An 18,355-nucleotide genomic window follows, 5' to 3' on the forward strand; every position below is an offset into this window, starting at 1 on the left:
CGCAGATCCTTCGAGTGTGGTCATGGTCAATCGGTCGGGACGGCGGCGGTCGCTGCGCGGACCTGCCAGCCGGACCCGTTCCTCGAGATGACGAGTCGGTACTCCTGGTCGAGAACGGCGCCGCCCGGGGTCGCCCACCGGACCTCGGCGAACCCGACTCGCTGGTCGTCGCCGCCACGCTCGACCCGCCAGTCGAGCAGCTCGGTGTACTGGAGCGTGCCGTCGAGGCCGGTGGAGGCGTTCCCGGTCTCGGAGAGCGCGACGTCGCCACGACTGAGCGCTGCGAAGTACTGCGTGACAGCTGGGCGTGAGCGCGTGCTCGTCTGTGCATCGAGGCGGAAGGACGATGCTGTGCCGGTCGGCGCCGCGGCTGGGACACCCACCGACGCTGGGAGCCCGGAGACCCACACGCGGGCGCCGACGACCGTGACGGGGACCTGGAGCGACATCGTCGAGGTCGCGTCGGTTCCGTCGGCATCCGGCGTCGTCACCGGCACGACGACCGTCACGATCGCGTGCGAGGCGTCCACGTAGGTGAAGCCAGCGGCACGGGCCGCGCCGGCGGTGGAGGTTCCCTTCCCGTCCCACCCGGCCTGACCGGGCGTGCCGCCGACCATCAGCTGCGAGAGGGCCTCTGTCCGCGCCTGTCGGTCCGACTCGTCCCACGTGAAGTACACCTCGGCGAAACGCTCGGCAGTCGAAGCCGCCACGGCCTGCGGGAAGGTGGCCGACGCGGGGGCGCTGCTCGCACTCACCGGTGCGAACATCGATCGGAGGCCGAGGGCGAGGGTGAGCACGGTCGCCGAAGCGACGAGGATCTGGATGGTCCGCACCCAGGACTGGCGGCCACCGCGGGAGCCGAGCCCGACCACGTCGCGGACGACCTCGGTCACCGAGCTGCGCAACGTCCCGGTCCCACCGTCGGTGTCGCGCCGGGAGTCGGCTGCTCGCGGGCGTGTGCCGGCGCGCCGAGGCGGCGCATCGGACACCGCGGACTCGACGGCCGGCGTCGGGGCCGTGGCTGACGCCGTGCGAGCTGCCGGCGCCGACTCGGGGTCCGGGTGCGGGAGCGGAGTCGGGGGCGGAGGTGACGCGGTCGGCGGTTCGGTCGTCGTGCCGGCCGGCGCCTCCTGCACTAGGGGGAGCGGCGCGTCGACCGGGACGAGGGTGGCGGGCGGGGTCGTCGGGACGGGGACCGGGACGAGGGGGGCTGGCGGCGTCGTGGAGGCGGGGACCGGCGTCGGCGAAGTCACGACGGTCGGCACCGGCTGCGCCGTGGACACCGGCACGGGAGGGATCGAGGGCTGCGTCGACGGTGACGGGAGTGCTGCCGAGGCGGGCACGTCCGCGGTGGATGCGGGAGCGGCTCTCGTCCAGCCGGTCCCTCCCGCGGGCCTCGGCTCGACGACCGATGCCGCCGTCGCCGAGCGAGCCCACGCGTCGACCGTGCGGGTGGGCTGCGCAGACTCGGCGCGGGCGCGGCGCTCGCGCAGCTCTCTGCGCGAGAGAAGTGCCTCTGACATGCAAGCTCCTCGGTCGGGTATCCCAAGGATACTACAAATATCACATATACCAGTAGTATTTTGCGACACGGGATGCGCGTCCCCAGAACTGGCGGTCGCGCGGCACATCGCCGAGCCGGACAATCGACCTCATGCCCGCGACCGACGACCCCGACCTCCGCGCGCACATCGTCGCGGCGGGGATCTTCGCCTACCGTGCGGCCGACTTCCACGAGGTCGGGCCGGCCGAGGTCGCCGTCCACGCCGACATCACGGTCGAGGAGTTCCGTCGGGTGTACCCGGTGTGGGAGCTGTTCGTCGTCGCGGTGATCGACCGCTGGAACAACGCCCAGCGTGCAGCGCTCCGGTCCATCGCGGAGCAGGACGGTGCCGTCGCGTACGTCCGAGCCCGACTCGAGACGGGGCTCGGCGACCCTGCACTCGTCCGTCTCCGCCTCGCCCTACTGAGTGCGGCGTCGAACCCCTCGCACGCAGCGGCGGGGTGGTTCCGGAAGCAGTACACGACGTCCTTCGAGGACCTCACGTTCGCCCTCGCCCGCGACGTCATCGCCGGCCGCGAGTCGAGTGGTTCCTCTGCTCGGCACGGCGCTGAACAGCTCCTCGCGCTGTACGAAGGGCTGCAGCTGCAGGCGCTCCTCCGGGACGACGTCGACCTGCTGCCCGGCTTCGACCGCGCAGTCGCACGGATGCGCGTCGGCTGGGGAGCGGTCCAGCAGGTCGAGCGGTCGTCGACGGGTGCCCACCAGAGCCGCAGGAGCCGAAGGGGGATCACGTGGTGAACGGTCGGACGAGCTCTGCGGGCGTCGCCGAACGGACCGCCGCGATCAGCCGTCGTCCCTGCCACCACTCGTCGCGTCGGATCTGGAACACGGACCCGTCGGCGTCCACGATCGTGAGGCCGTCGTCACCCCGGGTCCCGACGACGGACACGCCGGACAGATCGATGACCCGGGCGTCGCCGCCGCGGGGGAGCAGGACCAGGTCGGTTCCGTCCAACCGGACCCGCATGCTCGCCCACCCCGGCAAGAAGGCGTCCCGGTAGGTGCTGCTCGACGACGACCTCGTGAGGTGGCGGGCGTCCTGGACCGGACGCCCCGGAGCTCGCTCGTCGACCACGAGACCGTGCCGGGCGGCGACCGCGCGGAGGCCGGCCTCCGGAGCCTCGGGCTCGTCGTCCAGGAGCTCCGCATCCTCGTCGACGCACACGATGAGCCCAGGCAGGGCGGCTCGGAGCGCCGTCCGGAGCCCGGCGATCTCGTCGGCGGACACCGGGTGGTCGATCGGCGTCGCACGGCGGAGTCCACGGAGGCGGTGCAGCGCGGCATCGGTCAGTCGCTGATCTGCACGGGTCCCGCTGTCGAGGTGGTTGAGGGCGCGCGCAGCATCGATCGTGGCGATGGACTCCTCGCTCGGTCCGAGCTCGGCGACCCGGTGGACCGTCGCCACGAGCAGGTCGACCGCTGCGGCGAGGTCCTCGACGGCAGGGTCGATGGTGACGACGACGGTGCTCGAAGCGGTGTCGACCTCGACGAACGAGCCGTCGACCGAGTAGGTGAGCCCTGCGTCGAGTCGGAGTGCCCGGAAGACCTCGTGCTCCAGCACCGCGTCGAGCAGCTGCGCGTGCTCCGCCGGGACGAGCACCGAGAGCGCGGCGCCGCTGAGCCCGGACTCCACCACGACGCCGCCCCTGACCTGACCGGACCACGAGGGCACGGGACCTGCTGCGCGACCGGACGGCAGCTGGACCGTCAGGGCATCAGCCGGCACCGCGCCTCCGGCGACGGTGACGACCGCGTTCTCCGCCACGAACCAGCGCTGCACCCACGCCCGGACCTCCTCGGCGCTGATGCCGTGGGTCGCTGCCCACCCGGCACCGGCACGACCAGGACCCGTCGGCCCGAAGCGGACCGTGTGGATCGACGGGACCTGCTCGCTGTACCGCAGGCGGTCCTCGCCCGCGAGGATCTTCCGCTCGTGCTCGACCTCGGCCGGTGTGACGTCGACCAGCGACCCGACAGCGTCCGCCATGCGCACGATGCCGACGAGGGCCTCCTCGGCCGTGCTCGCGGTCACGGAGAAGATCGTCGCCCAGTCGTCGGTGGTCGCGTTGTGGGGAGCCGCGATCGGCAGTGCGCGGCGGACGGCGAGGTGTTCGACCAGGTGGGTGATGCCGGCCAGTCGGACCGGCTCGTCCGAGGACCCGACGCCGAAGAACAGCATCGCCTCGACGGGACCGTCGGCGGGGGCATGGAGCACGGGGACCGTCGCGTTCGTGTGGAGCACACCGGAGTATCGCCCGGATCATCGACCTCGGCATCGCCCCAGTACGAGGGCGTGGGACGGTCAGTCCAGCTCGAGCCGCATCACGTACCGCCGCACGGTCGGGTGCGTGACCTCACGGAAACCGGCATCGACGAAGGCCGACCGCGCGCCCACGAAGAGCTCGCCCCAGATGTCGTCCTTGCCTTCGGCGAACTGCATCGGGTACCCCTCGACCGCTCTCGCCCCGCTCCGTCTGGCGTGCTCCACGGCGCCGACGACGAGCGCGCGGCTCACGCCCTGCCGTCGGAACCCCTTGCGGACCACGAAGCAGGCGATCGCCCACACACCGTCGTCGTCGCGGTCCTCGTCACGACCGGACCACGGCACCCGGGTCTTCCGGAGCCGCACGAACGCGGGTCGTGGCTCGACGGCTGCCCACCCGACGGGCTCGCCGTCACGGTAGGCCACGATGCCCGTCGTGTCGCGCGCGCTCGGGTCGTCGCAGCCGACCTCGGCCCGGAAGCGCCTGGTGCGCTCGTCGTTCGGCATGTCCGTGAACGCGCGGTCGAGCAGCTTCAGCCACTGGCAGTGGCACGTCCCCGGATCGCCTCGCTCGCCGAAGACCAGGTCGAGGTCGCTCCAGGGCACCTCGTTCCCCGGTCGGAACGTGATCTGCCCACGGGTCGTGTCCGTCGTCATCGCACGCCGTCCCTCCGGTCCGGATGGCGATCACGATAGGCGTCACCCCGGACGTCGCGTCGGCTGCGTGGTCGCCGGGACGGCCGGGAGGCTCGGCGCGGCATGCGTGCGCCGGCTCGGCATGCTGGGATGGTCGGGTCATGGAGTACACGGACTACGACACCCGGCTCGCTGCGTACGGCGTGGTCACGCACGAGGGTCGGGTCCTGCTCGCCATGCAGCGGTTCCCGGAGGCGGGGACGTGGGCGCTGCCCGGTGGCGGGGTCGAGTACGACGAGAGCGTCGAGCAGGCGGTCGTCCGTGAGTTCATGGAGGAGACCGGGTACGAGGTCTCGGTCGGCGGCCTGCTCGGGGTGCGACACCACCTGGTCCCCGCGGAACGCCGGATGCACGAGAACGGCCGGCCGATGAAGGCCGTGCAGGTCGTGTTCCGGGTGACCATCACCGGCGGCGAGCTCCGGGACGAGGCCGACGGGTCGACGGAGCGGGCGGACTGGATCCCGATCGCCGAGCTCCCGCACCACCGGCACGGCCTGGTCGTCCCCATCGCGCTCGGCTGGGCCGGAGCCCTCACCGCCTGAGGGCTGCGCTACTCCGCGATGACGCTGAAGACGTTGCCGGACGGGTCCGTGAACCACGCGATGAGCGGGCCGCCCTTGCGGTTGATGCCCTTCTCATCGGTCATGCCCTCGTAGTGCAGGAACTCGACGCCCTTCGCGGCCAGCTCGTCGACCGCGGCGTCGACGTCCGGCACGGGGAAGTTCAGCACCGTGAATGCCGCGGGTTCGTGGGCGGGACCCTTCGGGTACGCCAGCACCCAGCGTCCGCCGCCGAGCTGGATCGAGAGCATGCCGTGGTCCTCGGTGACGTCGAGGCCGAGGACGTCCGTGTAGAACGCCTTCGCCTCCGCCGGGTCCCGCAAAGAGAACCCGCTGAACGCCTTCGTCGCATCGATGACCATGCCGACAGTGAACCACTCTGCGAGGATGAGGGCGTGCCTGTGGAGGGATCGGTCGACGAGGCCGTCGAGCGTGCGGTCGAACTGGCGTCCTCCGGTCGTCGGGCGGTGCTCGGCATCGCCGGAGCGCCAGGCGCGGGCAAGTCCACGCTGGCCAGACGGGTCGTCGCCGCCGTGGACGACCGGTTCGGGCCCGGGACGGCCGTGCAGGTCCCGATGGACGGCTTCCACCTGGCCAACGTCGCGCTCGACGCGCTCGGGCGGCACGACCGCAAGGGCGCGGTCGACACCTTCGACGCCGACGGGTACGTCGCGCTCGTGCGGCGGCTCGTGGCTGCTGACGAACCGGTCGTCTGGGCGCCGGACTTCGACCGCCGCGTCGACGAACCCGTTGCGGGCAGCATCGCCGTGCCGCGGGCGGCCACGCTCGTGGTCTCCGAGGGCAACTACCTGCTCGACGACACCGAGCCGTGGGCGGCGCTCCGCGACCTCTTCACCGAGACGTGGTCCTGCGTCGTGGACGACGGGGTCCGCGTCGACCGTCTGGTCGGCCGGCACATGCGGCACGGCCGCGACCACGAGGCGGCCGTTCGGTGGGCGATCGACGTCGACGGCGTGAACGCCGCACGCGTCGCTCCCACGGTGAGCCGAGCCTCCCGGATCGTCCGGACCTGACCACCTGAACGAAGGAACCGACATGACCATCGCCATCACCGGCGCGACCGGCAACATCGGCGGTGCCGTCGCCCGCGCGCTCGCCGCGGACGGCGTGCCGTTCCGGATGATCGTCCGCGACGCCGCACGAGCTCCTGCGCTGCCCGGGACGGACGTCGCCGTGGCGACGTTCGACGACGTCGACGCCGCGGGCACCGCGCTCGAGGGCATCGACGTCCTGCTGATGGTCTCCGCCGCAGAGGCCGAGGACCGCTTGGCGCAGCACCGCGCCTTCGTCGGGGCGGCGGCGACGGCCGGTGTCCGGCACGTCGTCTACACCTCGTTCTCGGGCGCGGCCGCGGATGCGACCTTCACACTCGGCCGCGACCACTGGGCGACGGAGCAGGCGATCCGGGCCACGGGCATGGCGCACACGTTCCTGCGGGACAACTTCTACCTGGACTTCGTCGAGGACCTGGTGGGCGAGGACGGGGTGATCCGTGGGCCGGCCGGCGACGGTGCGATGGCTGCCGTCGCGCGCGCGGACGTCGCACGGGTCGCGACGGCGGTACTCGAGCACCCGACGGCGCACCTCGACCGGACCTACGAACTCACCGGTCCCGTGGCGATCACCCTGGAGCAGGCGGCCGCGACGGTGAGTGCCGAGCGGGGCCGCACGGTGACGTACCACCCGGAGACGCTCGACGAGGCCTACGCGTCGCGCGCGCGGTGGAACCCGGAGCCGTGGCAGGCCGATGCGTGGGTGAGCACCTACACGGCGATCGCCGAGGGAGCGCTGGCACACGTTTCCGGGGACGTCGAACGGGTCACCGGGCGGGCGCCGATGACGCTGCAGGACGTGCTGCGCGCCGGCTGACGGTGGATGTCGGTCAGGGCACCCGGCGGGCGGACAGGGTCCCCACGATGCCGAGGGTCAGGACGGCCACGAGCACGACGAGCAGCGGCGCGGTCCAGGCGTTCGTCGCGTCGTGCAGCGCCCCGGCGACGAGCGGCCCAGCCGACCCGATCAGGTAGCCGCCGCCCTGCACGAACGCGGACATCCTCCTGGCGTCGTCGTCGGTCGACACCAGTCGCACGATGATGATGAAGATGACGGTGATCCCGCCGCCCTGGGCCGCCCCGCCGAGGACCGACCACAGCAACCAGAGCTGCGGCGCGAACAGCAGCCCGAGTGGCATCGCGAGCCAGAGGAACGCCACCAGGGACAGGATCGCCCTGGGGCGCCAGCGGGAGGCGAGCACGGGCACGCCGAGCGCCCCGACGACCGCGAGGATCTGGAACACCGACGAGCTCGCACCCGACGACGCCTTCGAGAACCCGATCTCGTCGTGCAGCAGCGTCGGGATCCACGCCGTGAGCGCGTAGTACGAGAACGCCTGACCGCCGAACGCCAGCGTGAGCCCGATCGTCACCCACCTGGCCGGGCGGGCAGCGGCAGCGGAGGGCACGCGGATCGCGCCGGTCCCGAGCACCTGGTCGATCGGTCCGGTCACGACCGCGGGTTCGGTCGGCGTCCCGGTCGCCGGGCGCATCCACGCGGCGCGTGCCCCGACCGCGGAGGTCCAGGCCAGCCCGGCGACCACGGCGAGAAGCCCCCACACCGCGATCGCGACCGGCCAGCCCCACACGGATGCGAGCGGTGCGGTGGCGAGCGACGTCAGCATCGACCCGACGTTGAGCGCTGACGTGTACACGCCGGTGACGATCCCGACGCGCTCCGGCGAGGTGTCCCGGCGGATGACGACCGGGATCACCACGTTGCCGATGGTGATGCCGATGCCGATCACCGCGGTGCCGATCAGCAGTGCCGCGGCACTCGGGACCGACCGGAGCACGGTTCCGGCGAGCACGATCACGAGCGACAGGGACAGTGCCCGCTCCGGGGTCGCCTTCGCGATCACCCAGCTCGCGAGCGGCGTGGCGAGGGCGAAGCACAGCACCGGGATGGTCGTGAGGAGCCCGGCGACGGTGGTCGTCAGACCGAGGTCGAGCCGGATGTCGCCGATCACCGGCGCCGGGGCGACGATGGGGCCGCGCAGGTTCAGCGCGACGAGCACGATGGCCGCCGGCAGCACCCAGCCGGCGCGGCGCAGTGCGGCTGCGCGGGTCACGAACGGGCGCTGGCGTCGGCGGTGGGCGCGTCCGGCGCAGCGGCGTCCGGGAGCAGGATCGGCAGCAGGTCGAGCGGGGTGGCTGCCTGGGCGATGGTGCCGTCGGCCTCGGCGGGGGAGCCGTACCCCCACTCGGCGAAGACCACGGGGACGCCGTGCACCCGGGCTCCCTCGACGTCGTGCAGCCGGTCGCCGACGAGCACCGGACGCGAGATGTCGAACCCGCGGGCGTCGAGGCGCTTCAGCGCTTCCTCGACCACGTCGGCCTTCGAGGAGCGGACCTCGTCGTCACTGGCGCCGGTGATGATGTCGATGTCCCCGGTCAGTCCGTAGTGGTCGAGGATGTACGTCGCGGGGGTCTCTGGTTTGCTCGTCGCCGTCGAGATCGGCAGTCCGGCCTCGTGCAGGGTGCGCAGGACCACGTCGATGCCGGGGAACATCGCGGAGTCGAGGGCGCCGTGCGAGAAGTAGTGCTCCCGGTAGACGGCGAGGGTGCGGTCCGCGAGCTCCTGGTCCATGCCCATCGCGTCGCGGAAGGTGTCGAGGATCGGCGGCCCGACGAACGACATCAGCGTCTCGTGGTCCGGGACGGGCACGCCGACCTTGCGGAACGTGTACGTCAGGCTCTCGAGGATGCCCGGCGCCGAGTCGCTGATGGTTCCGTCGAGGTCGAAGAGGATGGCGCTGAACGGGCTTGTCATGACCTGCCCAGCCTAACCGGGGCGGTGGACCGGGCCCACCTGCGGGTCGTGACGCGTCGGACGGGGGCGAGCCGAGCCTCCAGTCCGGTCCGCGCTCAGAACAGCCGGGTGTGCCCGCCCTCGATGCCCCGCATCGCGTCGTAGTCGAGGACCAGCACGCGGATGCCGCGGTCCTCGGCCAGCGTGCGGGCCTGCGGTGCCACGGTCTGCGCCGCGAGCACGCCCTGCACCGGACGGAGCAGCGGATCGCGGTTCATCAGTTCGAGGTAGCGGGTGAGCTGCTCGACCGCGTCGATGCCCGCATTCCGCTTCATCTCGACGGCGACGCTCGCTCCGGCGTCGTCACGAGCCAGGATGTCGACCGGCCCGATCGCGGTCATGTACTCGCGTCGGACGAGCGTGTGGCCGTCCCCGAGGAGCTCGATCTGCTCGGCGAGGAGCTGCTGCAGGTGCGCCTCGACCCCGTCCTTGACGAGGCCCGGGTCGACGCCGAGGTCGTGGTTCTCGTCGGCGATCACCTCGTACAGGCTGACCACGAGCTTGTCCTGCGTCTTCTTCTGCGTGACGGTCCAGACCTGCTGGATGCCGGCCTCGGTCTGCTCGTCCGTCGGCTCGCCGATCTCGATCGAGCACGGCGGGCTCATCCAGTTGAGCGGCTTGTAGCTGCCGCCGTCCGAGTGGACGAGCAGCGAGCCGTCGGCCTTCAGCATGAGGAGCCGGGTCGCGAGGGGGAGGTGGGCCGACAGGCGACCGGCGTAGTCGACGGAGCAGCGGGCGATGACGAGACGCACCCGGGAAGCCTAACGGGCGTCGGGCCGCCGGTTCGCGTTGGCCGGTTCGGCGTCCGGCGTCCGCTCGCGTGCCGCACCCGATGCCAGACCGGCGGCGACGATGAAGACGAACACGATGAGCAGACCGTGGAGCAGCCCGAAGTGCTCACCCGCGAAGCCGATGATCGGCGGCCCGGCGAGGAACGCGACGTACCCGATGGTGGCCACGGCGCTCACCTTCGCGGCTGCGGTGCGGGGGTCGTCCGCGGCGGCGGACATGCCCATCGGGAAGCCGAGGCTCGCGCCGAGTCCCCAGAGCACCACGCCGACGATCGCGAGCGGGACGTTCGGGACGAAGATCAGCATCCCGAGTCCGACCACGGCGACCGCTGCGCTGATGCGGAGGACCGGCACGCGCCCGAAGCGGTCGATGAGCGGGCTGCCGGCGACGCGGCCGACGGTCATCGCGGCGAGGAACACCGTGAGCACCGCGGAGCCCGAGGCGTTGTCGAGCCCGTGCCCGTCGATCATCGCGAGTGGCAGCCAGTCGTTGGCGGACCCCTCGGCGAGGGCCATGCCGAGCACGATGACACCGATGAGGAGCGTGGACGGCTGCTTCCAGACGGCCCAGCGCGAGACCGGGAGCGGCACGGGGGTGGTGTCGGTGGGCTCCGGTTCGGTGACCCGCTCGTCGCCGAACCAGCGGACGGCGACGAGCATCGCGACGCCGATGAGGACGCCGAGCACGACGAAGTGCAGCGCCACGGGGACCTCGAGGCGTTCGGCCAGTGCGCCGAGCCCGGCCCCGGCGAGCGTGCCGAGGCTGAAAGCGGCGTGGAACATCGGCATGATCGTGCGGCCACCGAGTCGTTCGGCGGTGGCACCGGAGACGTTCATCGACACGTCGGCGAGGCCGTTGCCGAAACCGAACGCGATGAGGCAGACCCAGATGGCGGCGAAGCCCCAACCCGTGGTCACCGCGATGCCGGCCATCACCATGCCGACGACCAGGCAGACGGCGGCGATCTGCACACCGTGCTTCGCACCGAGCTTCGCGACGATGTGTCCGGCGAAGGTCAGTCCGGCGATCGACCCGACGCTCATCCCGACGACGAGCAGCCCCATCTCGAAGGTGCTGGCATCGAGCTCGTCGCGCACGCTCGGGATCCGGCCGAGCCAGGTCGCGATGCCGAGCCCCGACAGGGTGAAGACCACGAACACCGCGGTGATCCACGCGCGGGTCGTGGGGGCCTGGGTCGTCCTGGTGACTGACGCCGTCGTCATGGTGCTGTTCCGATCGAATCGATTCGAGTGTGGTTCTCGGATACGCTAACCGGCGATGGACGACTCGGCAACACCCCGTGGCGCGTCGGGGCACACTGCGCCCGCACGACCGACGCTGGCCGCGGTCGCGCGTGCGGCGGGGGTCGCTGCGTCGACGGCGTCGCTCGCGTTCAGCGGCAGCGGCCCGGTGTCCGAGGAGACCCGCGCCCGCGTGCTCGCCGTCGCCGCGTCGATGGGGTACGACGGTCCCGACCCGCGTGCGCGCTCCCTCCGCCGTGGCCGATCCGGCGTGATCGGCGTCGTGATGGACGAACGCCTGAGCGACGCGTTCCGCGACCCGGTGAACGTCCTGACGCTCGACGGCATCGCCGAGGTCGCCGGGGAGGCGGGGGCGTCACTGCTCCTCGTCCGCAGCCCCCTCGACGACGAGCGCGGCATGGGCCCGCTGGTCGACGCGCCGATGGACGCGGTCGTCCTGGTCGGCTGCAACGTGCGGGTCGATCCCGCCGTCGCCGTGCTCCGACGCCGCGGGATCCCGGTCGTCGCGATCGAAGCGGACGACATCGAGGGCGCCGTCCCGATCCAGCTCGACAACCGCGAGGGCTCGCGCCGCGCGGCCGCGTTCCTCCGCGACCTCGGCCACACCGACGTCACCGTGGTCACGCTGCCCCTCGACGCCACACACCAGCTCGGGCCGATCTCCGATGCGCGCTTCGCGGCCGGTGCGGCGTTCACGACGATCGAGCGGCTCCGCGGCGTCCGGGGCGTGTTCCCGTCGTGCGTCGCGATCGAGGCAGGCGGCAGCTCGGTCGAGGCCGGGCGCGTCGCCGGGGAGTCGCTGTTCGGCCCCGGCGGCACCCGCCCCACCGCGGTCGTCGCGCAGAGCGACCTGCTCGCCGTCGGGGTGATCTCGTCGGCGCTCGAGCACGGGCTCCGGGTGCCGGAGGACGTCAGCGTGGTGGGCTTCGACGGCATCCACGTGGACGACAGCCTGCTGCACCGTTCGCCGATCCGGCAGCTGACCACGCTCGTGCAGCCGTTCGTGCAGAAGGGCCAGGCGGCGGCGCGGGCAGCGCTGGCGATGCTCGAGGGCGATGCGCCGAGTGGTGCGTCGTTCCGCTCCGAGCTCCGCGTCGGCGACACGACGGCGCCCCCGCGCGCGTAGCCGCGGCGCTCGCGCTGCCCGAGTCTCGGGCGTGCTGCCCCGAGTCTCGCGCTCAGCGACGATCCTCGCGCTCCGGAGCCCGAGGACTGTCGCCCAGCCCGAGTCTCGCGCGTGCTGCCCGCCCCCCCGCTCAGCGCGCCATCGCGACGGCGATCCACCCCGGGCGGTGCGCCCGCACGCCGAGCGTCACCGCGCGCACGCCGATGTACCCGAACGAGAACACCGCCCACAGCGCCGCGAGCCCGTTCCCGAAGACCCAGAGCAGCGGCAGGTACACGACGAGATTCACGCCGCCGGCGATCGCGAGGTACCTGGCGTCCCCCGCGCCGATCAGCACCCCGTCGAGCACGAACACGTACCCGGCGACCGGCATCCCCGCCGCGATGAGCACGAGCACGACGGGCAACGACGACCGCACCGCCTCGGAGTCCGAGAACACCGGGCCCAGCACCCCGCTCACCGCCAGGGTCAGCAGCCCGAGCAGCACGCCACCACCGATGCCGAGCACCACGAGCCGCGTCGTCACGAGCCGCACCCGGTCGGCGTCACCGGCACCGAGCGCGTGCCCGACGAGCGCCTGTCCTGCGATCGCCAGTGCGTCGAGCGCGAATGCGAGCGTGCTGAACACCGTCAGGCCGACCTGGGTCGTCGCGAGCCCGACCGTCCCCAGCCCGGCGGCCACCCCGACGGTCGCGAGCATCGCCACGCGCAGCGATGCGGTCCGCAGGAACAGCCACGCGCCCGATCGCAGTGCCCGCGCCACGCCAGAGGCACCCGGCCGAAGCGGAGCGCCCACACGCCGTGCCGCACGCACGGCGATCACCACGTACACGGCGGCCATCGCCCACTGCACGAGTACGGTGCCGGCGGCCGATCCCTCCACACCCCACCCGAACCCGTAGATGAGCACCGCGTTGAGGAGACCGTTCGCAACGAAGCCGATCGACGCCACGACGAGCGGGGTCCTGGTGTCCTGCAGCCCCCGCAGCAGCCCCGTCGACGCGGTGACGACGAGGATCCCCGGGAGGCCGATCAGCGACACGAGCAGGTAGGCGGTCGCAGCGTCGGAGACCCGGGTCGATGCGCCGAACAGCCCGATGAGCGGTTCCGCGAGCGGCCACCCGACGAGCGCCAGCACGACGCCGAGCCCGAGCGCGAGCCACATCCCGTCGATGCCGGCGTGCACCGCCCCGCGCCGGTCGCCTCCGCCGAGCGCGCGTGCGACGGCAGGTGTCGTCGAGTAGGCCAGGAAGACGAGCAGCCCCGTCACGGTCTGCAGCACGGCACTCGCGAGTCCGACCGCGGCGAGCGGTGTCGCCCCGAGGTGCCCGACGAGCGCCGTGTCCGTCATCAGGAAGAGCGGCTCGACCACGAGTGCGCCGAGAGCGGGCAGCGCCAGCCGGACGATGTCGCGGTCGACGGCGCGGCGGGACGTGGGCATCAGGACATCATGCCGGACCGGACGGGAGGCCCTGGTCGCGCCGTGCGCGCACCGTGCGGTGCGTGGCGGAGCGGACCAGGGCCTCCCGTCCGACGGCGGGTCCGCGTCAGTCCGCGCGCGGTTCCGTCGGGACGCCGCCGGTGGCGGCGTGCGCCGACTCCGACGCTTCCGGCGTCGGCGGCTCCGTGCCGCGCGCCCGGCCGATCAGGTCCATCACGTGGTAGACGACGATCGCGGCGACGGTGCCGAGGATGATGCCGCCGAAGGACGCCTGACCGAACGAGAACGTGAAGTCCGCGATGCCGATGATGAGTGCGATGCCGGCGGTGAGCTGGTTCTTCGGCTTGGCGAAGTCGACGCGGTTCTCGACCCAGATGCGGATGCCGATGACCCCGATCAGACCGTAGAGCGCGGTGGTCGCCCCGCCGAGGACCCCGGCCGGGACCGAGGAGATGACCGCGCCGATCTTGGGGGAGAGGCCGAGCAGGACCGCCACGATCGCCGCGACCCAGTACGCGGCCGTGGAGAAGACCCGGGTGGCGGCCATCACGCCGATGTTCTCGCCGTACGTCGTGGTGGCGGAGCCGCCGCCGATGCCCGCGAGGACCGTCGAGACGCCGTCGGCGAAGAGGGCGCGCCCGGTCAGCGGCGTGAGGTCGCGGCCGGTGAGCTGTCCGACGCCCTTCACGTGGCCGACGTTCTCGGCGATGAGCGCGAGGACGACCGGCACGAACGCCAGGTAGATCGCGAGCTGTCCCGGGTCGAAGGCCGGTGCGGTGAACTCGGGCAGGCCGATCCAGGCGGCGTCGCCGACGGCGGAGAAGTCGACCTGGCCCGCGATGAGTGCTGCGACGTACCCGACGACGACGCCGATGACGATCGACAGCCGACCGATGAGCCCCTTGAACAGGACGGTCACCAGGATGATGGCGGCGAGGGTGATGACGGCGACGAGCGGCGCCTTCGTGAAGTTGTCGCGGGCCGCCGGGGCGAGGTTGAACCCGATGAGCGCGACGATCGCTCCCGAGACGACCGGGGGCATCAGGCGGTCGATCCAGCCGGCCCCCGCGAGGTGCACCACGAGCCCGATGACCGCCAGCAGCGCGCCGACGACGATGATCCCGGAGAGTGCGAGCGGGATCCCGCCGATCTTCGTCGCCGCACCGATCGGCGCGATGAAGGCGAAGGAGCTGCCGAGGTAGCTCGGCAGGCGGTTGCCGGTGATGAGGAGGAACAGGATCGTCCCGATGCCGCTGAAGAGCAGGGTCGTCGACGGCGGGAAGCCGGTCAGCAGCGGGACGAGGAACGTCGCGCCGAACATCGCCACGACGTGCTGCACGCCGAGACCGATGGTGCGCGGCCAGGTGAGCCGTTCGTCCGGTGCCACGATCGTCGTCGCCGAGACGGTCGCGCCGTCTCCGTGCAGCTTCCACGGGAGTCCCATGTCCATGACCGTAGTGGCAGCCGCCCACCTGCGCCGACGGCCGCAGGACGGTTGCGTCGGGATCACCGGGTGGACGGCAGGGGATCGGTGGCTATCGTGGAGCGCATGACCGACGTCGCAGGCACCACCGGAATCCAGACCGACGAACTCGACGCGAAGGTGCAGCCGAAGGACGACCTGTACCGCCACGTCAACGGGCAGTGGATCGACGCGACGCCGATCCCCGACGACAAGGCGCGCTACGGCTCGTTCACGGTGCTCGCGGAAGAGGCCGAGAAGGCCGTCCGCACGATCGTCGAGCGCTCCCAGCAGGCTCCGGCGGGGTCCGAGGAGCGCAAGGTCGGCGACCTCTACACCTCCTTCACCGACGAGTCGAAGCTCGAGGCGCTGGGGACGGCACCGATCGAGCCCCTGCTCGCCGAGATCGCCGCGCTCGGGACGAAGGACGACGTGCTCCGCATGGTCGGCCGGTTCGAGCGACTCGGGCTGCCGAGCTTCATCCAGCTGTTCGTCGACAACGACCCGGGTGACCCGGAGTCGTACGTCGTGTTCCTCGAGCAATCCGGTCTGGGCCTGCCCGACGAGTCCTACTACCGCGAAGAGCGGTTCGGTGACATCCGTGAGAAGTACCGCGAGTTCGTCGCCGCGATGTTCCCGCTCGCCGGGTTCGACGACGGTGCCGAGCGCACCGAGCACGTCATCGCGCTCGAGACCGCCCTGGCCGGGAAGCACTGGGACAACGTCGCCACGCGCGACAGCCAGAAGACCTACAACAAGCTGCCGTGGGCCGAGGTGGACGCACTCGCACCCGGGGCGGACCTGCAGCTCTGGTGGGAGTCGATCGACGCTCCTGCCGGCGCGTTCTCGACCGTCGTCGTCCGTGAGCCCTCGTTCCTGACGGGTCTGGCGGAGCTGCTCGGAGCCGAGTCGCTCGAGGCGTGGAAGGACTGGCTCCGCTGGCAGGTCATCCGGGCGTCGGCCCCGTACCTGACGAGCGCGTTCTCCGCCACCAGCTTCTCGTTCTACGGCACGGCACTCACCGGCGCCCCGAAGCAGCGTGAGCGCTGGAAGCGCGGCGTCTCCCTGGTCGAGGGCGCGATGGGCGAGGCCGTCGGCCGGATCTACGTCGACGAGCACTTCGACGAGACGTCGAAGGTCACCATGGACGACCTCGTCGCGCACCTGGTCGAGGCGTACCGGCAGAGCATCACGGCCCTCGAATGGATGACCGACGAGACCCGGACGCGCGCGCTGGAGAAGCTCGACAAGTTCACGCCGAAGATCGGGTACCCGGTGAAGTGGCGCGACTATTCGAAGCTGCCGATCTCCGCCGACGACCTGATCGGCAACGTCCGGGCCGTCGCCGCCTTCCAGGTGGACCGCGAACTCGGCAAGATCGGGAAGCCGATCGACCGCGACGAGTGGTTCATGACGCCGCAGACGATCAACGCGTACTACAACCCGGGCTTCAACGAGATCGTGTTCCCCGCCGCGATCCTGCAGTTCCCGTTCTTCGACGCTGCCCGTGACGCCGCGGCGAACTACGGCGCGATCGGTGCGGTGATCGGCCACGAGATCGGGCACGGCTTCGACGACCAGGGCTCCCAGTACGACGGCGACGGCCGACTCGAGAACTGGTGGACCGAGGCCGACCGGCAGGCGTTCGAGGAGCGCACGAAGGCCCTCATCGCGCAGTACGACGCGCTGGTCCCGACCGAGGTCCCGGACGGGCACGTCAACGGTGCCCTGACGATCGGCGAGAACATCGGCGACCTGGGTGGGCTGTCGATCGCGTGGAAGGCGTACCTGCTGTCGCTCGACGGACAGGAACCGCCGGTCATCGACGGACTCACCGGCGCCGAGCGGTTCTTCCTGAGCTGGGCGCAGGCGTGGCGGATGGCGATCCGCCCGGAAGAGGCCGCACGCCTGCTCCAGATCGACCCGCACTCGCCGACCGAGTTCCGCTGCAACCAGGTCGTGAAGAACATCGACGTCTTCTACGACACGTTCGGCGTGACCGAACGCGACGCGATGTACCTCGACCCCGCCGAGCGCGTCTCGATCTGGTGATGGTCGAGCCCGACGCGGCACCGTCCTCGCGGCGGCGACGCCACGACGGCGCGGCCGGTGCGGGGAACCGTGCCGGTGCGGGCGGCCGTGCTCGCGGGCGCCACCGCGGGGGTGGCGAGGAGCGGTTCTCGGCGACGGTCGAGGCCCTCGGAGCGCTCGCCTACGACGGTGCCGGGGTCAGCGCGTCCGTGATCGACACGTCGACGGGCCGCGCCCTGCTCGCGATCGACGACCGGCTCGTGCAACCCGTCGGGGGCCTCGGCCGTGTGCTGCTGCTGATCGAGGTCGCGGCACGGCTCGAGGACGGCCGGCTGCACGGCGACCGGCTGCAACGGATGGCTCGCGACACCGCGACCGGACCGGGGCTCTGGCAGTTCCTGCAGGAGCCGACCATGCAGGTCTCGGACCTCGCCACCCTCGTCGCGGCGACCGCCGACGCGTGGGCCACGAACGCACTGCTCTCCACCGTCGGCATCGATGCCGTGCGCGAGCGTGCCGAGTCGCTCGGGGTCGAGCGATCGGCGTTCATCGACCGCGTCCGGGACCGCCGTGGCCCTGACGACGCGCCGGACATCGCGGTCGCTGCGTCGGGGGAGCTCAGCTGGGTGATGCGTGGTCTGGCTCTCGGCGAGGTCGTCGACGAGGGCGTCTCGAACCGGGTGCTCGGGTGGCTCTCCCTCGCAGCCGACCTCTCGCTCGTCGCGGGGTCCTTCGGCCTCGACCCACTGGCGCACCGCGCACTCGACCACGGGCTGCAGTCGGTCGCCGTGACGGGTTCCGGCCCGGGCATCCGTGCTGAGGCCGGAGTGCTCCGCGGCCCCGGTTCGAGCGTGAGCTACGCGGTCACGGTGACGTTCGAGGACGACACGCTCGACCGGCGCCTGGCGGTCGTCGAGGCACTGCGCACCATGGGTACCGAGGTGCTCGACGCGGTGCACGTCACCGCCACCCGCTGAGCCGACCACGCACGGACGCCCCGGCCGGATCGGTCGGGGCGTGCTGTGCGGAGCCGGGTCGGGCCTCCGGGCCGGTCAGCGGCGCTTCTTGGCGGCCTTCTCCAACTTCTTGCGGAGCTTCTTCCGTGACTTGCGGGCGTGCGGGTCGTTCCACATCTTGCGGACGGTCTCGCCCTTCGACTGCTTGACGACGGTCCGGTTGGCACGAGCGCCGAACCAGAAGCCGATGAGCACGATGGCGGCGATGACGAGGAGTCGGTTGCGCATGGTCTGTCCCTTCAGTGTCGGATCCCGGC

The 18,355-nt window shown here is 71.8% G+C and carries 18 protein-coding genes; 7 read left to right on the top strand and 11 right to left on the bottom strand.

From position 1 onward, the window contains the following. Positions 1-26: 26 nt before the first annotated feature. Positions 27-893 (bottom strand): conjugal transfer protein, encoded by an 867-nt coding sequence (locus AAEP80_RS03500; protein WP_420365971.1) that lies wholly within the window; start codon positions 891-893, stop codon positions 27-29. 761 nt (positions 894-1,654) lie between these two features. On the opposite strand from AAEP80_RS03500, the gene AAEP80_RS03505 reads away from it, so the two are divergent. Continuing rightward, positions 1,655-2,302, top strand: coding sequence for a TetR family transcriptional regulator C-terminal domain-containing protein (locus AAEP80_RS03505; protein ID WP_420365972.1), 648 nt, complete (start codon positions 1,655-1,657; stop codon positions 2,300-2,302). Here AAEP80_RS03505 and AAEP80_RS03510 read toward each other — a convergent pair. Together AAEP80_RS03510 and AAEP80_RS03515 are read right to left on the bottom strand one after the other, a co-directional pair. Then, entirely contained in the window at positions 2,292-3,806 is a 1,515-nt protein-coding gene (locus AAEP80_RS03510) for a M16 family metallopeptidase (protein ID WP_420365973.1), read from the bottom strand. The genes AAEP80_RS03505 and AAEP80_RS03510 overlap by 11 nt on opposite strands. Before the next feature lie 60 nt (positions 3,807-3,866). After that, a complete protein-coding gene (locus AAEP80_RS03515; protein ID WP_420365974.1) occupies positions 3,867-4,484 on the bottom strand; it encodes a GNAT family N-acetyltransferase in 618 nt (205 codons plus the stop codon). Positions 4,485-4,624: 140 nt separating this feature from the next. Between AAEP80_RS03515 and AAEP80_RS03520 the strand changes: the two genes are divergently transcribed. Then, positions 4,625-5,065: an NUDIX hydrolase gene (locus AAEP80_RS03520; protein WP_402727631.1), complete on the top strand. Its 441-nt coding sequence runs from the start codon at positions 4,625-4,627 to the stop codon at positions 5,063-5,065. Between the two features lie 8 nt (positions 5,066-5,073). Here AAEP80_RS03520 and AAEP80_RS03525 read toward each other — a convergent pair whose 3' ends face one another. Next, positions 5,074-5,445 carry a VOC family protein gene (locus AAEP80_RS03525; RefSeq protein WP_420365975.1) on the bottom strand — a complete coding sequence of 124 codons (372 nt, stop codon included), beginning with the start codon at positions 5,443-5,445 and terminating at the stop codon, positions 5,074-5,076. A 33-nt stretch (positions 5,446-5,478) separates the two neighbouring features. Here AAEP80_RS03525 and AAEP80_RS03530 point away from each other — a divergent pair, with 33 nt between their 5' ends. Further along, the gene (locus AAEP80_RS03530; RefSeq protein ID WP_420365976.1) at positions 5,479-6,117 is read left to right on the top strand and encodes a nucleoside/nucleotide kinase family protein; all 639 of its coding nucleotides are present in this window, start codon (positions 5,479-5,481) and stop codon (positions 6,115-6,117) included. 22 nt (positions 6,118-6,139) lie between these two features. Next, positions 6,140-6,973: an SDR family oxidoreductase gene (locus tag AAEP80_RS03535; protein WP_420365977.1), complete on the top strand. Its 834-nt coding sequence runs from the start codon at positions 6,140-6,142 to the stop codon at positions 6,971-6,973. Positions 6,974-6,986: 13 nt separating this feature from the next. Here AAEP80_RS03535 and AAEP80_RS03540 read toward each other — a convergent pair whose 3' ends face one another. The 4 genes from AAEP80_RS03540 to AAEP80_RS03555 all read right to left on the bottom strand — a co-directional run bounded on the left by AAEP80_RS03540 (position 6,987) and on the right by AAEP80_RS03555 (position 10,983). Next, complete coding sequence (locus AAEP80_RS03540) at positions 6,987-8,228, bottom strand: CynX/NimT family MFS transporter (protein ID WP_413600387.1); 1,242 nt, start codon at positions 8,226-8,228, stop codon at positions 6,987-6,989. Further along, entirely contained in the window at positions 8,225-8,929 is a 705-nt protein-coding gene (locus AAEP80_RS03545; RefSeq protein ID WP_281266388.1) for an HAD hydrolase-like protein, read from the bottom strand. The genes AAEP80_RS03540 and AAEP80_RS03545 overlap by 4 nt, the downstream gene beginning before the upstream one ends. Before the next feature lie 95 nt (positions 8,930-9,024). Beyond that, positions 9,025-9,720 (bottom strand): endonuclease NucS, encoded by a 696-nt coding sequence (gene nucS / locus AAEP80_RS03550; RefSeq protein WP_402727637.1) that lies wholly within the window; start codon positions 9,718-9,720, stop codon positions 9,025-9,027. A 9-nt stretch (positions 9,721-9,729) separates the two neighbouring features. Beyond that, positions 9,730-10,983: an MFS transporter gene (locus AAEP80_RS03555; protein WP_420365978.1), complete on the bottom strand. Its 1,254-nt coding sequence runs from the start codon at positions 10,981-10,983 to the stop codon at positions 9,730-9,732. Between the two features lie 55 nt (positions 10,984-11,038). Between AAEP80_RS03555 and AAEP80_RS03560 the strand changes: the two genes are divergently transcribed. Beyond that, positions 11,039-12,148 carry a substrate-binding domain-containing protein gene (locus AAEP80_RS03560; RefSeq protein ID WP_420365979.1) on the top strand — a complete coding sequence of 370 codons (1,110 nt, stop codon included), beginning with the start codon at positions 11,039-11,041 and terminating at the stop codon, positions 12,146-12,148. A 130-nt stretch (positions 12,149-12,278) separates the two neighbouring features. Here the strand turns inward: AAEP80_RS03560 and AAEP80_RS03565 are convergent, their stop codons facing one another. Together AAEP80_RS03565 and AAEP80_RS03570 are read right to left on the bottom strand one after the other, a co-directional pair. Continuing rightward, positions 12,279-13,589: an MATE family efflux transporter gene (locus AAEP80_RS03565; RefSeq protein WP_420365980.1), complete on the bottom strand. Its 1,311-nt coding sequence runs from the start codon at positions 13,587-13,589 to the stop codon at positions 12,279-12,281. A 106-nt stretch (positions 13,590-13,695) separates the two neighbouring features. Continuing rightward, positions 13,696-15,033, bottom strand: a complete 1,338-nt coding sequence (locus tag AAEP80_RS03570) for a uracil-xanthine permease family protein (protein ID WP_420365981.1) — start codon at positions 15,031-15,033, stop codon at positions 13,696-13,698. A gap of 105 nt (positions 15,034-15,138) precedes the next feature. Between AAEP80_RS03570 and AAEP80_RS03575 the strand changes: the two genes are divergently transcribed. Continuing rightward, on the top strand, positions 15,139-17,103 hold the full coding sequence (locus AAEP80_RS03575) for a M13 family metallopeptidase (protein WP_420365982.1): 1,965 nt from the start codon (positions 15,139-15,141) through the stop codon (positions 17,101-17,103). Next, positions 17,103-18,059: a serine hydrolase gene (locus tag AAEP80_RS03580; RefSeq protein WP_420365983.1), complete on the top strand. Its 957-nt coding sequence runs from the start codon at positions 17,103-17,105 to the stop codon at positions 18,057-18,059. The genes AAEP80_RS03575 and AAEP80_RS03580 overlap by 1 nt, the downstream gene beginning before the upstream one ends. 75 nt (positions 18,060-18,134) lie before the next feature. Here the strand turns inward: AAEP80_RS03580 and AAEP80_RS03585 are convergent, their stop codons facing one another. Continuing rightward, on the bottom strand, positions 18,135-18,326 hold the full coding sequence (locus tag AAEP80_RS03585; RefSeq protein ID WP_420365984.1) for a hypothetical protein: 192 nt from the start codon (positions 18,324-18,326) through the stop codon (positions 18,135-18,137). Positions 18,327-18,355: the final 29 nt, after the last annotated feature.

The sequence above is a fragment of the Curtobacterium sp. L3-7 genome (genome assembly GCF_048756585.1).
Taxonomy (GTDB): Bacteria; Actinomycetota; Actinomycetes; order Actinomycetales; family Microbacteriaceae; genus Curtobacterium.

Coding starts and splice junctions, on each gene's coding strand:
- AAEP80_RS03520 (WP_402727631.1), top strand. CDS start 4,625: ATGGAGTACACGGACTACGACACCCGGCTCGCTGCGTACGGCGTGGTC.
- AAEP80_RS03545 (WP_281266388.1), bottom strand. CDS start 8,929: ATGACAAGCCCGTTCAGCGCCATCCTCTTCGACCTCGACGGAACCATC.
- AAEP80_RS03560 (WP_420365979.1), top strand. CDS start 11,039: ATGGACGACTCGGCAACACCCCGTGGCGCGTCGGGGCACACTGCGCCC.
- AAEP80_RS03515 (WP_420365974.1), bottom strand. CDS start 4,484: ATGACGACGGACACGACCCGTGGGCAGATCACGTTCCGACCGGGGAAC.
- AAEP80_RS03565 (WP_420365980.1), bottom strand. CDS start 13,589: ATGCCCACGTCCCGCCGCGCCGTCGACCGCGACATCGTCCGGCTGGCG.
- AAEP80_RS03505 (WP_420365972.1), top strand. CDS start 1,655: ATGCCCGCGACCGACGACCCCGACCTCCGCGCGCACATCGTCGCGGCG.
- AAEP80_RS03555 (WP_420365978.1), bottom strand. CDS start 10,983: ATGACGACGGCGTCAGTCACCAGGACGACCCAGGCCCCCACGACCCGC.
- AAEP80_RS03525 (WP_420365975.1), bottom strand. CDS start 5,445: ATGGTCATCGATGCGACGAAGGCGTTCAGCGGGTTCTCTTTGCGGGAC.
- AAEP80_RS03575 (WP_420365982.1), top strand. CDS start 15,139: ATGACCGACGTCGCAGGCACCACCGGAATCCAGACCGACGAACTCGAC.
- AAEP80_RS03570 (WP_420365981.1), bottom strand. CDS start 15,033: ATGGGACTCCCGTGGAAGCTGCACGGAGACGGCGCGACCGTCTCGGCG.
- AAEP80_RS03585 (WP_420365984.1), bottom strand. CDS start 18,326: ATGCGCAACCGACTCCTCGTCATCGCCGCCATCGTGCTCATCGGCTTC.
- AAEP80_RS03580 (WP_420365983.1), top strand. CDS start 17,103: ATGGTCGAGCCCGACGCGGCACCGTCCTCGCGGCGGCGACGCCACGAC.
- AAEP80_RS03535 (WP_420365977.1), top strand. CDS start 6,140: ATGACCATCGCCATCACCGGCGCGACCGGCAACATCGGCGGTGCCGTC.